A 13,864-nucleotide genomic window follows, 5' to 3' on the forward strand; every position below is an offset into this window, starting at 1 on the left:
ACATAATATATATAAACGCAAAGATCCGCCCCCTTCCAAGGACAAGACCAAGACAAACATCGACATCGACTTTTTCGCACCGTATTTTACGCGCGATACAAAAAAGGTGATCGGTAAAAACGGTATTTATTGCTATGCACCCGTCCTGCTTTTTTTCGCGATACGGGCGGCAATACGAAAAAGCTTTTTGCAGAACGGCGAAAAGCTTTGGAAGAAATGTTCGGCAGCGCCCTCGTTATGAAATGGGAATACGGACTCTGTCTTGACGAAGAAGAACGCGAAACGGAAAAAACATATTATTTCCTCGGTGAACCGATATGGCTTTCCGAACCGCTTCTGAAAGTCTCTCCGAAAGCGAAGGGAAAGCAGGCGCATACTATAGGGATACATAATTGGATAGGAGCCAATTATGTAAAATCCATGTCGGACTTTTGCAAAGACGTCGTTCAGTCGGTAAAACAGTAATTCGACAGGCTGTCGAAAAAGTAACCGACTTTTCCGGTAACCGACTTTTGAGACAGCCCCATTACCCATTATCCATTGTTTTCCCTTCTATACAAAAACCGGCATTACCGTTATAATAATTAATATGGTACGTTCGGATTTGATAAAATCGATCAGCGCGGCGGTCGAACTCGATAAGAGAATATGCGGAGAAGTCGTTTCGGCAATGCTCGAAGAGATATACACGGTTTTGGAAAACGGCGGCAAATATACGCAGTCGGGCTTCGGTGTTTTCGATACCCAAGTACACAAAGGGAAGGTTCGGCGCAATCCTTTTACAAAACAAAAAATGCGCTATCCCGAAAAGCGCACCGTACGTTTTAAACCGGCAAAAATTTTAAAGGATACGCTGAATGCCGAATAAAAAGACGACTCTCAAAAACGCGGCGAATGCTTCGGAATCGGTAACGGTTTCCGTACTCGCCGAACGCATCAAATCGCGCCTTGCGGACAAATCTCTCGACGACAATAAAATTAAACAGGTTATCAATTCGTTTTTCGACGCGGTCAGGAGGGACATCCTCGATAACGGTTCATTTAAACTCCTCGGCTTCGGTACTTTCGACCGGATGCTCGTCGACGAAAAAGAGCGTACGGATCCTTCCACAGGTGAAACGATTATTACGCCCGGACAGTATAAAATTAAATTCGTTCCGGTGTCGGCGCTCGCAAAACGTATCAATAAACCCTACGAGCATTTGCAGCCGGAAGTCATCGAAGAAGCGCCCGCCGAAGAAGAAGCGAAAATCGAACCGAATAAAGTATCGGACGATTTTTCCAAAAATCAAAAAGAATCCGAATCGCTCCGCGATGCTTTCGCCGAAATCGACGGGTTCGATGGAAATGACGGGACCGACGCTTTCGATTCGGATTTTGATTCCGACGTTTCCCCTTCAAATGCTCCTCAAACGGAAGCGCAAAGAAGACCGCCGGAGGGGACTCAAGCGGCGCAAAAATCGGTTCGCTCTGCAATTTATGAAGCGCCTCGTTCCGTGCCTTATGAAACGCCGTCTCCTGCCGGCGGTTCGGCCGTAGAAAATCAAACGGTCCGGCACGCGGTCATACAGCAGCAAATTATCGAGCGGCAGATCGTCCGGCAGCGCGTCGTTCAAGACCGGCACGCCGAGGATGCTCGCGAAACGGAAGAAGACGTATTCGATCCCGATTATGACGGCGACGATTACGAAGAAGGAATCCAACGCTATATAAGCCGCTGCTGGTTTTTTGCCGGTGTGGCAGTCGTTCTTACCGCTTTGATGATCGGCGCCCTCGTGTATGTGTTTTCGCATCGTACGCCCGAAGCCAAGCTTGTAAAAACCGCGGCTCCCGAACCGAAAACGGTCGTCGTAGAACAAGTGCCGGAAAGCCGAATCGTTTCGCTTGAAATTGCGGCGGATGACAATCTTTATGCCGCTCTTGCGCAGGCGGAGTACGGCGAGCGGAATCTCTGGCCCTATATTTTCAGCGCGAATATGCTGCGCTATCCCGATCCCGACAATCCCGGTGCGGCGCGCGAACTCATCGTGCCGTCAAAGCCCGACAAAGCGATCGATCGGCGCGATATAGAACTTTCCGTAATCGATGTCTACGATTCGTACCGTTCGCTCATCGCGGCGAATCCCCGCGGCAGAGCGGCGGCCATCCGCAAAGAGCATGCGGTTATCGCTCTCATCTGCGGAGAGTCGCTGTACGGCGGTTTTATCGACAAATACGCGATCCGCCTCGATGCGGAAGACGTAAGCGCGGCACGGGAACGAATCAAAAACGCCGGACGCTGATTTTTTTGTCAGCGATATAAACGATATATGAAAGAGATCGTATTTAAAACACAGGGTTCATGCGCGAGGACGATCCGCTTTACCAAAAGCGATGACGGGCGCATAACGGACATCGCGTTTTCAGGCGGCTGCAACGGCAATTTAAAAGCGATTGCAAAACTCTGCGAGGGTATGACCGCCGAAGAGATTGCGGCAAAACTTGCCGGCAATACGTGCGGATTTAAAAAGACGAGCTGCGCCGATCAGCTGGCAAAAGCGGTCATGAGCGAATGACGCGCCGCCGCGGTGAGCTGCCGCTGTAAGCGTTCCGCCGTATGTGTCGGTCGGGGCATTATTCGCTTCCATAAAAACTTTTAATGCTATATCGGTATTCGAATTTTTTTTATAAAATTTTTCGTTTTCCTCTTGCATCTTTTTTGCAAATAGTGTATAACTGGAGAACGCGTCATTTTTACGCGTAAAAGGGTTCTTTGAGAGTCAAGCGGAGTAAGTCCGGTATCCCCGTAAAGTCAACCGATTTCGGTTTTCAGGAGGATACGGCCCTGAGTGCGGATTCCGCTGTCGTCGGCAGCGGGAGTTTATTTATAGAAGCATTTCGGGTTTTTGACCGGTCATAACAGACTGAGGCTCGAAGATGCCAAACCAGTTGTCAAAGCGAGTTTGATGATGATCGGTGGTGTCGGCCAAGAATGTTCCGAAAGTATGGAGCATTTCGTATGAATACAAATTCTTGTCCGTCAAATTACGTTCATCATATCATTCTCACAATATAACAGTGTGTATGCGAATGCGGCGTTTTCTGTTGGAAATTGTCCCGTTCTGGCTTAAAGTGCAACACATACCATTATGCAATGTCGGACTAGGAAATCCGGCAAGGAGAAAATCATGGCAAAGGAAAAGTTCGTCAGAACTAAACCCCACATGAACGTTGGAACCATCGGTCACGTAGACCATGGTAAGACTACGCTGTCGGCTGCTATCACCCAATATTGTGCAAGAAAATTCGGTGACCACGCGCTCAAGTATGACGAAATCGACAATGCTCCTGAAGAAAAGGCCCGCGGTATCACAATCAATACCCGTCACCTTGAGTACCAGTCCGATAAACGCCACTATGCGCACATCGACTGCCCGGGACACGCCGACTATATCAAAAACATGATCACCGGTGCGGCGCAGATGGACGGTTCCATCCTCGTCGTTTCCGCTCCGGACGGCTGTATGCCCCAGACGAAAGAGCACTTGCTGCTCGCCCGTCAGGTCGGCGTTCCGAAGATCATCGTCTTCCTCAATAAATGCGATCAGTTCGATGCGGCTGAAGCCGACGATATGATCGAAATGGCCGTCGAAGACGTCAAAGACACCATCGCAAAATACGGCTTTTCTCCCGATACGCCGATCATCAAGGGTTCGGCATTTAAAGCGCTGAACCAGCCCGAAGATCCCGCAAATACGAAGTGCATCGAAGAGCTGCTCACGGCTATGGATACGTGGTTTGACGATCCCGTCCGCGACGAAGACAAGCCCTTCCTCATGCCGATCGAAGATATCTTTACGATCACCGGACGCGGTACGGTTGTAACCGGCCGTATCGAACGCGGCGTCGTCAATATGAACGACGAAGTCGAAATCGTCGGTATTCGCCCGACGCAGAAATCGACGGTCACCGGTATCGAAATGTTCCAAAAGACCCTCGATCAGGGTATGGCCGGCGATAACGTCGGTATCCTTTTGCGCGGTATCGAAAAGAAAGACGTCGAGCGCGGTCAGGTTCTCGCAAAGCCGGGCACCATTCACCCGCACACGAAATTCGAAGCGCAGATCTACGTCCTCACGGAAGCCGAAGGCGGCCGCAAAAAACCGTTCTTCTCCGGCTACCGCCCGCAGTTCTATTTCCGCACGACGGATATCACCGGAACGATCGAACTCGAAGCGAACGTTCAGATGGTAAAACCGGGCGACAACGTCAAGATCATCGGCGAACTCATTCACCCGATCGCTATGGATGAAGGTCTGAAGCTTGCTATCCGCGAAGGCGGTCATACGATCGCGTCGGGACAGGTTACGAAGATTATCGAGTAGTTTTCGAAACGGGCGGCGCTCTTTGCAGCGCCGTTCGCATCGATTGGAGGAATAATGGCAAGTGGTAAGATTCGCGTCACGCTCCGTGCTTACGATGTGGAAGTGATCGATCAGAGTGCAAAATCCATCGTGCAGACCGTTCAAAAAGCGGGTGCCCGTGTTTCAGGTCCTATTCCGCTTCCGACAAGGATCAATAAGATAACGGTGCTCCGTTCGCCGCATGTAAACAAAAAGTCGCGCGAACAGTTTGAGATGCGCACGCATAAGCGCCTTATCGACATACTGAATCCGACTTCGGACGTGATGGATTCGCTTATGAAGCTGGAACTGCCTGCCGGTGTTGAAGTGAAAGTAAAACAGTGATTTCCGTTCGGAAATCCGCTGTAAACGGTACGCTCCCGAGGATCCGGGATGACGGCCGAGCCGAAGCGTTTTCGCTTTCAGGCGAACGTTTTACGGCAAAACTTGTACGGAATGCCGCGCAGGTTTTGCAAATTTTACAGGAGTATCAGAATGAAAGGTCTGATTGCAAAAAAAGTGGGGATGACGCAGGTATTCGATGAAAGCGGAAACCTTGTTCCGGTAACCGTGATCCGCATCGATCCCAATACCGTCATCGCCACGAGAACAAAAGAGCGTAACGGTTACGACGCGGTCGTCCTCGGAATCGACGATGTAAAAGAATCGAGAGTGACGAAAGCGTATAAAAATCAATTTGCGGAAAACATCGCGCCGAAGCGGACATTGAAAGAATTCCGCGATTTCGAAAAAGAAGTGAAAGTCGGCGATCAAATCGGCATGGAACTCTTCGACGGTACGCGCTTTCTCGACGTTACGTCGACGTCGAAGGGTAAGGGCTTTCAGGGCGTTATGAAACGCTGGGGCTTTCACGGCGGACGCGCTTCGCACGGTTCGAAATTTCACCGCGAAGCCGGCGGCACGGGACAGTCGACGACTCCGGGTCATACGTTCAAAAATATTAAAATGCCCGGCCGTATGGGTTCGAAAAAGGTTACGATTCAAAATCTGCAGGTCGTCAAAACCGATGCGGATCTGAAAGTGATTATGGTTCGCGGGGCCGTCCCCGGGAATAAAGACTGCACGCTGATCGTCAAGTCCGCGGTGAAAAAATAACGACGGAAGGTGACTCATTATGGAAAAGAAAGTCTTTTCGGTCGACGGTAAAGAGCTGCGTACGATTTCGCTTGACGACGCCGTATTCGGTCTTCCGGTAAATGAAGATGTCATTTACTATGCCGTCACGAATGAATTGGCAAACAGGCGCGTCGGAACCGCTTGTACAAAAGGTCGTTCCGAAGTGCACGGCAGCAACGCGAAGCCGTATAAACAAAAGGGTACGGGGCACGCGCGCCGCGGTGATAAAAAATCTCCGCTTCTCACAGGCGGCGGTACGATTTTCGGACCGAAACCGCGCGACTTCAGCTATGCGATACCGAAAAAGGAAAAACGCCTGGCAATGAAATCGATTTTGAGTATGCAGGCACAGAGCGACCGTTTTACCGTCGTCGAAGATTTTACGATCGACAGCGGCAAAACGAAAGACTTGGTAAAGATTCTCGACAATTTTACCAAGGGCGAGCGCACTGTGCTTATCTTGAAAGACGACGATGCGAAAATCAAACAGGCCGCGCGCAATATCCCGTCGCTGCAGTTTTTGTCGTACAACCGCTTGAGCGCACACGCGCTGTTTTACGGACGGAAGATCATCGCTCTCGAAAGCGCGGTAAAAAATCTTTCTTCGTTTTACGCGGCGAAAGAAAAGGAGGCTGAATAATGGATATCACGGATATTCTTATCAGGCCGGTTATTTCGGAAAAAGCGAATATGCTGCGCGAGCAGGATAAATACGTTTTCATCGTTCACAAAGATGCGAGCAAAATACAGATCAAAGACGCCGTTCGAAAGCTCTTTAACGTAAAAGTTATCGGCTGCACGACGATGAATATTGGCGGAAAGATGCGGCGCACGCGGGGTATTCCCGGTATGACCGCTTCGTATAAAAAAGCGATTGTGCGCGTCGCCCCTGGTGAAAAGATCCAGGCGTTTGAAGGCGTGTAAGCTTTTTAAGGATTAAGGGGATTTACAATGGCTCTTAAGATATTTAAGCCGATAACGCCGGGTACGCGCGGACGCGTGGACTTGGTGCGAAATCACTTGACGGCAAAGAAACCCGAAAAAACACTTACGTCAGGTATGGTGTCTCACGCGGGCCGCGGAGGCGGCGGACGGATTTCCGTGCGCCATCAGGGCGGCGGACACAAACGGAAGTATCGAGACATCGATTTTAAACGCAATAAACACGGTATTCCCGGTACGGTGAAGACGATCGAATACGATCCGAACCGCAGCGCAAATATCGCGCTCGTGTATTATGCCGACGGCGACAAGCGCTATATCATCGCGCCGAAGGGTTTGCAGGTCGGACAGAAGATCATGGCCGGCGAAACGGCGGCTCCGACGGTCGGCAACGCGCTGCCGCTCGGTCTCATTCCCGTCGGTTTTACGGTGCACAATATCGAACTGCAGCTGGGGCGCGGCGGACAGCTCGCGCGTTCGGCCGGTACGAGTGCGATGATCGCCGGCAACGAAGGCGACTATGTCATCATCCGTTTGCCGTCGAGCGAAATGCGCAGAGTCAACAGCAAATGTTATGCGACGATCGGCGTTGTCGGAAACGAAGATCATATGAACGTGCGGCTCGGAAAAGCGGGCCGCAGACGCTGGATGGGCGTACGCCCGACGGTTCGCGGTATGGCGATGAACCCGGTCGATCACCCGCTCGGCGGCGGCGAAGGCGCCGGAAAGGGACGCAATCCCGTTACTCCGTGGGGACAGCCGTGCAAAGGCTACAAAACCCGCAACAAGCGGAAGACGTCGAGCAAATTTATTATTTCGCGCCGTAAGAAGTAAGTACGGAGGAGCTGACAGTGTCAAGATCGGTTAAAAAAGGCCCTTTTGTGGAAAAGAGCCTCTATAAGAAAGTACAGGCGATGAACAAAGAATCGGACAGGAAGATGATAAAGACGTATTCCCGCTGTTCGACGATCATCCCTGAAATGGTCGGAAATACGATTTCCGTATATAACGGTAAGTCGTGGATTCCCGTGTATATCACGGAAAACCTCGTCGGGCATAAGCTCGGAGAATTTTCTCCGACCCGCGTGTTCCGCGCGCACGGCGGATCCGACAAGTCCGCTGCAAAGACGGCCGCGGCCGCACCGAAGGCGGCTCCCGCAGCCGCTCCGGCCGCCGCTAAATAAGGGTGAAAACTATGGCTGAAAACAAAGGATATAGAGCTGTATCGAAATTTCTGTTCGCATCGCCGACGAAGGTTCGCCCCGTCGCCCGTGTGATACATCAAAAGCGCTGTTCCGAAGCTGCGGTCATTCTCGAAAATATGCCGCAAAAAGGCGCGCGCCTTATCGGCAAAACGCTCAAGTCGGCCGTGTCGAACGCGCTCAACGCGAACAGCAAGCTCGATGAAGATATGCTGTACGTCAAAGAGATCAAAATCGACGAGGGTCCGCGGCTCAAACGGATTTGGTTCCGCGCACGCGGACGTGCGGATCAGCTTTTAAAGCGTATGTGTCATATTACTGTCGTCGTTGACGAAAAGGCGGGAAAATAAAGTGGGTCAGAAAGTTAATCCTATCGGTTTGCGTCTCGGCGTAAACAAAACATGGCAGTCTCGCTGGTATGCGGATCCCCGCGAATATGCCGGTCTCGTCCTCGAAGATTTGAAAATCCGCAAAATGATTGCAAATCTTCCCGAATGCAAAAACGCCGACATAGCGGAGATCGAAATCGTCCGTCATCCGCAGCGCGTGACGATCGTAATCCATACGGCGCGTCCGGGCGTCATTATCGGCGTCAAAGGCGCGACGATCGAAACGATCAGTGCACAGATTCAAAAGCAGCTTGAACCGAAAAAGGTGCAGATCAAAATCAAAGAGATCAAGCGTGCCGATTTGAACGCGACGCTCATCGCCGAAAACGTCGGACGTCAGCTTGCGGGTCACGGTTCGTACCGCCGCGCTTTAAAACAGGCGATCAACAACGCGGTTCGCGCCGGCGCTCAGGGTATTAAAATCCGTCTCGCCGGCCGTCTCGGAGGCGCGGACATGAAGCGCACCGAAGAGCACAAAGAGGGCCGCGTTCCGCTCCATACGCTGAGAGCCGATATCGACTACGGCACGTATGAAGCGCAGACGACGTACGGCAAAATCGGCGTCAAAGTCTGGGTGTACAACGGTATGAATTACGGTGTCGAACAAAACGAAGACGCCGGCCAGCTTGTGCGCAAAGGCCGCCGCGAACGCGCTCCGGCGCAGTCCGAAAAACAGGCAAGGAGTTAAGGTATGCCGCTCAGTCCGAAAAGAGTATTGCACCGTAAAGTGCAGCGCGGTAGAGAAAAAGGAAACGCAACGCGCGACAATCATATAGATTTCGGCGACATAGCGCTCGTCGCGACGGAGCCGACGTGGCTCAAAGCGACGGTTATCGAAGCGTGCCGCGTTGCGATCAACCGCGAACTCAACCGCAAAGGCAAAGTGTGGATCCGCGTATTCCCCGACAAGCCCATTTCAAAAAAGCCGGCCGAAGTCCGCATGGGTAAGGGAAAAGGTGCGCCCGAATTCTGGGCGGCCGTTATCAAGCCGGGTATGATTTTATTCGAAATCGGCGGTGTCGACGTAAAGCAGGCGCACCGCGCGCTCGAACTTGCGCAAAGCAAACTGCCTATTTTGACGAAAATCGCGTACAAGCCGGTTACGGCGTAACGGGAGGATAAGATGGCCGATAAAAATATCAAAGATAAAGAACTGTCTTATGAAGAACTCGTTGCAAAGCGCGACAAGATGAAAAAAGAGTACATGGATTTACGTTTTAAGATGGTAATCTCCCATGTAGATAATCCGCTTCAAAAACGTACGATGCGCCGCGAAATCGCCCGCTTAAATACGTTCATTCGGCAAAAGTGCCCCGCGGCACAAAAAACCGCCGAAGCAAATAAATAGGAGCTGAACCGTGGAAGAGCAGACTGTTCAGGTAAAAAAGCCGAATCACCGTTCGTTTGTCGGTCTCGTGACGAGCGATAAAATGGAAAAATCGATCGTCGTCTCCGTTGCCACAAGGAAGATGGACAGGCTTTATAAAAAATACGTCAAACGGACAAAGAAGTATATGGCTCACGATGAAAAAAACGACGCTCATATCGGAGACACCGTGCGCATCGTGGAGTGCAGACCGCTCAGCCGGCACAAACGTTGGCGGCTTGTCGAAATTATCGAACGTGCAAAATAACGCAGGAGCAGCAGTATGATTCAAATGCAGTCCATGCTTACCGTTGCGGATAACTCCGGCGCAAAAACGGTTCAGTGTATCAAAGTGCTCGGCGGCACGCACCGCCGCTATGCCGGTATCGGCGATATCGTCGTCGTAGCCGTCAAAGACGCGATCCCGACGTCGACGATCAAAAAGGGTGCGGTCGAAAAAGCCGTTATCGTGCGCCAGTCGAAAGAATACCGTCGTCCGGACGGAACCTATATCCGCTTCGACGACAACGCGTGCGTCATCGTCGACGACAGTAAAAATCCGAAAGGCAAACGCGTGTTCGGGCCGGTTGCCCGCGAACTGCGCGATATGGATTTTATGAAAATCGTTTCGCTTGCGCCGGAAGTATTGTAAGGAGCATTTCGTATGCAAAAGAAATTTAAAATTAAAAAGAACGATAATGTGGAAGTGCTTGCCGGCAAAGATAAGGGAAAACGCGGCTCTGTCGTGCGCATCATTCCGAAAAAAGACAAAGTGATCGTTTCCGGCGTCAATATCGTCAAAAAGGCGATGAAGCGCAGAAGCCAGCAGGATCAGGGCGGCATCGTCGAAGTCGAAGCGCCGCTGCACATTTCCAACGTCGGCGTCGTGTGCAAAAAATGCGGACGCCCGGTAAAGATCGGTTATAAAATTGACGGCGATAAAAAAGTTCGTGTCTGCCGTAAATGTGGAGAAACACTGTAATGGACAATTACGTACCTCGGCTTAAGAAAGTCTACAAGGAAACTATCGCTCCCGCTCTCATAAAAGAGTTCGGCTATACGACGCCGATGCAGGTTCCCGCAATCAAAAAGATTGTCGTGAGCATGGGCGTGGGCGAAGCGCTCACCAACAAGAAACTTCTTGATGCCGCTGTCGAAGATCTGGCGCAGATTACGGGACAGCACGCGGTCAAGACAAAGGCTCGCAAAAGCATAGCCAATTTCAAACTTCGTGAGGGCAATGAAGTGGGCGCACGGGTAACGCTGCGCGGAACAATGATGTATGAATTTTTGGACCGCCTCGTCAATGTCGCCCTTCCGCGCGTTAAGGATTTCCGCGGTATCAAATCGACCGGATTTGACGGACACGGAAATTTTTCTCTCGGCATTACGGAACAGATTATTTTCCCGGAAATCGATTTCGATAAAATCGCGCGGATATCCGGCATGAATATCGCGATCGTAACGAGCGCAAAGACGGACAACGAAGCCCGCGCTTTGCTTGCCAAGTTCAATATGCCGTTCCGGAAATAAGTGAGGATCTATGGCTAAGAAATCGATGGTTATTAAAGCCGCCCGCAAGCAAAAATATCCGACACGGGAATACAACCGCTGTCAGATTTGCGGACGCCCGCGTGGATATTTACGGAAATTTAAAATGTGCCGTTTGTGCTTCCGTAAATTGGCAAGTGAAGGCCTGCTCCCGGGCGTCACGAAATCGAGTTGGTAGCGGCAGGAGTGTAAAATGAGTGCATCGGATCCCGTAGCGGATATGCTCACCAAGGTTCGGAATGCGGTTGCTGTCCGCCACGAAAAAGTCGACGTTCCGACTTCGAAGCTGAAGCTGGAAATTGTCAAGATTTTGAAAACCGAAGGGTATATCAAAAACTTTAAAAAGGTTCAAGAAGAAGGGAAAAACGTTATCCGTATCTTTTTGAAATACGACGGTCAAAACAATTCGGTCATTCACGGGCTGAAAAGAATTTCGACGCCCGGACGCCGCGTGTATTCTGGCTTTAAAGATTTGCCGCGTGTGTATAACGGCTACGGAACGCTTATCGTTTCGACGTCGGCGGGCGTGACGACCGGAAAAAAGGCGACCGAAAAAATGGTCGGCGGCGAATTGATCTGCACGGTATGGTAAGGGGAGAGTGTTATGTCAAAACTAGGTAAACTTCCCGTCGCTGTTCCGGCGGGCGTCACGGTAACGGTAAATCCCGATTCGATTTCCGTAAAGGGGCCGAAAGGCGAACTGCATCAGCATTACGGAAACAATGTAAAGGTTTCGTTCGAAGACGGAAACATTTCCGTAACGCCGAACAATACATCGAAACAGGCGAATGCGGATCACGGTTTGTACCGCAGCCTTATCAAAGATATGGTAATCGGAGTGACAACCGGTTTTTCGAAATCGCTCATCATCACGGGCGTCGGTTTTCGTGCCGAAGTCAAAGGCAAAGAGCTGGTGATGAACCTCGGTTATTCGAACGATTTTATCGCGCTGATCCCCGACGGTCTTACGGTCGCAGCCGATGCGAACGGCAAAGTTACGGTGTCCGGTATCAGTAAACAGCAAGTCGGTCAGTTTTGCGCGGAAATCCGCAGTTTGCGCAAACCCGAACCTTATAAGGGTAAGGGTATCCGCTATGAAACCGAAGTCATCAGACGCAAAGTCGGTAAAACCGGTGTAAAATAAGGTGAAGTGTTATGATTAAAAAGATGGACGATAAAAACAGACGCCGTCTGCACAGAAAATTCCATATCCGCAAAACGGTCTACGGAACGGCTTCCCGTCCCCGCATGACGGTGACGCGGAGCAATAAAAATCTGTCGGTGCAGATCGTCAACGACGATGAAGGTAAAACGCTCGCCTGTATTTCGACGCTTGAAAAAGAATTTGCAAACCTGAAGCCGACCGTTGCCGACGCTGCAAAGCTCGGCGAAGCGCTCGGCGCGCGTCTGAAAGACAAGCAGATTACGACTGTCGTGTTCGACCGCAACGGGTATCTCTATCACGGCGTCGTTAAAGCACTTGCCGACGGAGCCCGCAAAGCGGGAATCGTATTCTAAGGGAGTATGTATGGCAGAGCAGGAAAATAAAGAAGTAAAAGAAGTTAAAACTGCAGCCGATCCGAAGGACACGCCCCGCGCGGAAACTTCAAGAGACAACGCCCGTGAAGGCGGACGGGAACGGCGAGGCAGGGGCAGAGACCGCGGCGAGCGCAGAAGCGATGAAGAAAAAGAATTCGTTGAAAAGCTCGTCATGCTCAACCGCACGGCAAAAGTCGTAAAGGGCGGCCGCCGCTTTTCGTTTGCGGCGCTTACGGTCGTCGGCGATAAAAAGGGCCGCGTCGGCTACGGGTTCGGAAAAGCGAACGACGTAACCGAAGCTATCAAAAAAAGCATCGACCGCGCAAAGCGCAGTCTCATCGTTTTGCCGGTAAAAAACGGAACGATTCCGCACGAGATGATCGGCAAGTATAAAAGCTCCGAAGTGCTTATCAAACCGGCCTGTCCGGGTACCGGTATCATCGCCGGAGGTGCCGTCCGTGCGATTATGGACGCTGCGGGAGCGACGGATATTATTTCGAAATCGCTCGGCGCGAGCGCGTCCGTCAATGTCGTACGTGCGACTTTCGATGCGATCGGGCATTTGCTCGATGCAAAGGCCGTTGCTGCGGGCAGAGGCAAAACGCTCGACGAGTTGTGGGGTTAATCTATGGCAGGTAAACTCAAAATTACGCTGAAAAAAAGTACGATCAGACAGAAGTCGGATGTAAAAGCGACCGTGCGCTCGCTCGGTCTGGGAAAGCTCAATTCGTCGGTCGTACACGACGATAACGCTTCTATTCGCGGAATGATTGCAAGGTGTTCTCACCTTCTTGCAGTCGAGGAGGCGAAATAATGTCGGATTACAATCCCGTACTTCACGCGCCCGAAGGCGCAAATAAAAAACCCAAGCGCGTCGGCCGCGGTTCCTCATCGGGACTCGGAACGACGGCGGGAAGGGGCAATAAAGGCCAGCAGTCGCGATCGGGCGGCGGCAATCCCTACGTCGGATTCGAAGGCGGTCAGATGCCGCTGTACCGCCGCGTCGCACAGCGCGGTTTTTCGAACGCGCGTTTTAAAGAAGACGTTCTCTATTTTAACGTTTCCGATCTCGAAGCGAAATTCGCGGACGGAGAAACCGTCGACCGCGCTTCCCTCGTCGCAAAGGGACTTATGCCGTCGAAACGCAATGCGAAGATCAAAATTCTCGGCGACGGAGATGTGACGAAAAAGTTTTCGGTAACGGTCGATAAGATCTCCGCGTCCGCAAAAGAGAAAATCGAAAAGGCGGGGGGAACCGTTCAAGCCTCCGTCGGACAAAACAGAAAAGAGCGCAATATCGCGTATGCGAAAGCGCGAGACGCGAAAAAAGAAGCGGCGGCAAAACCGGCCGGCGAC

25 protein-coding genes and 1 pseudogene are annotated in these 13,864 nt (G+C 51.4%); all 26 read left to right on the forward strand.

What is annotated here, in order from left to right:
- Positions 1-207 precede the first annotated feature (207 nt).
- Positions 208-465 carry a hypothetical protein gene (locus HRI97_RS02185; RefSeq protein ID WP_253726291.1) on the forward strand — a complete coding sequence of 86 codons (258 nt, stop codon included), beginning with the start codon at positions 208-210 and terminating at the stop codon, positions 463-465.
- Between the two features lie 124 nt (positions 466-589).
- Positions 590-868 carry an HU family DNA-binding protein gene (locus HRI97_RS02190; protein ID WP_253726292.1) on the forward strand — a complete coding sequence of 93 codons (279 nt, stop codon included), beginning with the start codon at positions 590-592 and terminating at the stop codon, positions 866-868.
- A complete protein-coding gene (locus tag HRI97_RS02195; RefSeq protein ID WP_253726293.1) occupies positions 858-2,282 on the forward strand; it encodes an HU family DNA-binding protein in 1,425 nt (474 codons plus the stop codon). The genes HRI97_RS02190 and HRI97_RS02195 overlap by 11 nt, the downstream gene beginning before the upstream one ends.
- Before the next feature lie 27 nt (positions 2,283-2,309).
- Positions 2,310-2,555 carry a TIGR03905 family TSCPD domain-containing protein gene (locus tag HRI97_RS02200; protein ID WP_180486864.1) on the forward strand — a complete coding sequence of 82 codons (246 nt, stop codon included), beginning with the start codon at positions 2,310-2,312 and terminating at the stop codon, positions 2,553-2,555.
- Between the two features lie 612 nt (positions 2,556-3,167).
- On the forward strand, positions 3,168-4,364 hold the full coding sequence (gene tuf, locus HRI97_RS02205; RefSeq protein WP_180486862.1) for an elongation factor Tu: 1,197 nt from the start codon (positions 3,168-3,170) through the stop codon (positions 4,362-4,364).
- A 54-nt stretch (positions 4,365-4,418) separates the two neighbouring features.
- Complete coding sequence (gene rpsJ / locus HRI97_RS02210) at positions 4,419-4,727, forward strand: 30S ribosomal protein S10 (protein ID WP_253726294.1); 309 nt, start codon at positions 4,419-4,421, stop codon at positions 4,725-4,727.
- 150 nt (positions 4,728-4,877) lie between these two features.
- The gene (rplC, locus tag HRI97_RS02215) at positions 4,878-5,498 is read left to right on the forward strand and encodes a 50S ribosomal protein L3 (protein WP_180486860.1); all 621 of its coding nucleotides are present in this window, start codon (positions 4,878-4,880) and stop codon (positions 5,496-5,498) included.
- Between the two features lie 19 nt (positions 5,499-5,517).
- Complete coding sequence (gene rplD / locus HRI97_RS02220) at positions 5,518-6,159, forward strand: 50S ribosomal protein L4 (protein WP_253726295.1); 642 nt, start codon at positions 5,518-5,520, stop codon at positions 6,157-6,159.
- Positions 6,159-6,443 carry a 50S ribosomal protein L23 gene (locus HRI97_RS02225; protein ID WP_021331276.1) on the forward strand — a complete coding sequence of 95 codons (285 nt, stop codon included), beginning with the start codon at positions 6,159-6,161 and terminating at the stop codon, positions 6,441-6,443. The genes rplD and HRI97_RS02225 overlap by 1 nt, the downstream gene beginning before the upstream one ends.
- Before the next feature lie 27 nt (positions 6,444-6,470).
- Complete coding sequence (gene rplB / locus HRI97_RS02230; RefSeq protein WP_180486858.1) at positions 6,471-7,295, forward strand: 50S ribosomal protein L2; 825 nt, start codon at positions 6,471-6,473, stop codon at positions 7,293-7,295.
- Between the two features lie 17 nt (positions 7,296-7,312).
- Positions 7,313-7,645 carry a 30S ribosomal protein S19 gene (rpsS, locus tag HRI97_RS02235; RefSeq protein ID WP_180486857.1) on the forward strand — a complete coding sequence of 111 codons (333 nt, stop codon included), beginning with the start codon at positions 7,313-7,315 and terminating at the stop codon, positions 7,643-7,645.
- 11 nt (positions 7,646-7,656) lie between these two features.
- Positions 7,657-8,013: a 50S ribosomal protein L22 gene (rplV, locus tag HRI97_RS02240; RefSeq protein ID WP_021331280.1), complete on the forward strand. Its 357-nt coding sequence runs from the start codon at positions 7,657-7,659 to the stop codon at positions 8,011-8,013.
- A gap of 1 nt (position 8,014) precedes the next feature.
- The gene (rpsC, locus tag HRI97_RS02245; RefSeq protein WP_180486856.1) at positions 8,015-8,740 is read left to right on the forward strand and encodes a 30S ribosomal protein S3; all 726 of its coding nucleotides are present in this window, start codon (positions 8,015-8,017) and stop codon (positions 8,738-8,740) included.
- A 3-nt stretch (positions 8,741-8,743) separates the two neighbouring features.
- Complete coding sequence (gene rplP, locus HRI97_RS02250) at positions 8,744-9,163, forward strand: 50S ribosomal protein L16 (RefSeq protein ID WP_253726296.1); 420 nt, start codon at positions 8,744-8,746, stop codon at positions 9,161-9,163.
- A gap of 12 nt (positions 9,164-9,175) precedes the next feature.
- Positions 9,176-9,400, forward strand: a complete 225-nt coding sequence (gene rpmC, locus HRI97_RS02255; protein WP_180486854.1) for a 50S ribosomal protein L29 — start codon at positions 9,176-9,178, stop codon at positions 9,398-9,400.
- Positions 9,401-9,410: 10 nt separating this feature from the next.
- Positions 9,411-9,686 (forward strand): 30S ribosomal protein S17, encoded by a 276-nt coding sequence (gene rpsQ, locus HRI97_RS02260; protein WP_180486853.1) that lies wholly within the window; start codon positions 9,411-9,413, stop codon positions 9,684-9,686.
- Positions 9,687-9,701: 15 nt separating this feature from the next.
- Entirely contained in the window at positions 9,702-10,070 is a 369-nt protein-coding gene (gene rplN / locus HRI97_RS02265) for a 50S ribosomal protein L14 (protein ID WP_180486852.1), read from the forward strand.
- Positions 10,071-10,082: 12 nt separating this feature from the next.
- Complete coding sequence (gene rplX / locus HRI97_RS02270; RefSeq protein ID WP_180486851.1) at positions 10,083-10,400, forward strand: 50S ribosomal protein L24; 318 nt, start codon at positions 10,083-10,085, stop codon at positions 10,398-10,400.
- On the forward strand, positions 10,400-10,951 hold the full coding sequence (gene rplE / locus HRI97_RS02275) for a 50S ribosomal protein L5 (protein WP_180486850.1): 552 nt from the start codon (positions 10,400-10,402) through the stop codon (positions 10,949-10,951). The genes rplX and rplE overlap by 1 nt, the downstream gene beginning before the upstream one ends.
- A 10-nt stretch (positions 10,952-10,961) precedes the next feature.
- Positions 10,962-11,147 (forward strand): type Z 30S ribosomal protein S14, encoded by a 186-nt coding sequence (locus tag HRI97_RS02280; protein ID WP_021331277.1) that lies wholly within the window; start codon positions 10,962-10,964, stop codon positions 11,145-11,147.
- A gap of 15 nt (positions 11,148-11,162) precedes the next feature.
- On the forward strand, positions 11,163-11,561 hold the full coding sequence (gene rpsH / locus HRI97_RS02285) for a 30S ribosomal protein S8 (RefSeq protein WP_180486849.1): 399 nt from the start codon (positions 11,163-11,165) through the stop codon (positions 11,559-11,561).
- Positions 11,562-11,573: 12 nt separating this feature from the next.
- Positions 11,574-12,113 carry a 50S ribosomal protein L6 gene (gene rplF, locus HRI97_RS02290; RefSeq protein ID WP_180486848.1) on the forward strand — a complete coding sequence of 180 codons (540 nt, stop codon included), beginning with the start codon at positions 11,574-11,576 and terminating at the stop codon, positions 12,111-12,113.
- Positions 12,114-12,124: 11 nt separating this feature from the next.
- Entirely contained in the window at positions 12,125-12,487 is a 363-nt protein-coding gene (rplR, locus tag HRI97_RS02295; RefSeq protein WP_016520673.1) for a 50S ribosomal protein L18, read from the forward strand.
- Positions 12,488-12,497: 10 nt separating this feature from the next.
- Entirely contained in the window at positions 12,498-13,133 is a 636-nt protein-coding gene (rpsE, locus tag HRI97_RS02300; protein WP_180486847.1) for a 30S ribosomal protein S5, read from the forward strand.
- A 3-nt stretch (positions 13,134-13,136) separates the two neighbouring features.
- Entirely contained in the window at positions 13,137-13,322 is a 186-nt protein-coding gene (gene rpmD / locus HRI97_RS02305) for a 50S ribosomal protein L30 (protein ID WP_180486846.1), read from the forward strand.
- Positions 13,322-13,777: pseudogene (gene rplO / locus HRI97_RS02310) on the forward strand (50S ribosomal protein L15); the annotation flags it as partial. The gene rpmD and the pseudogene rplO, both read left to right, overlap by 1 nt.
- Positions 13,778-13,864 lie beyond the last annotated feature (87 nt).

This window comes from Treponema socranskii subsp. buccale (genome assembly GCF_024181585.1).
In the GTDB taxonomy this organism is placed as follows: domain Bacteria; phylum Spirochaetota; class Spirochaetia; order Treponematales; family Treponemataceae; genus Treponema_D; species Treponema_D buccale.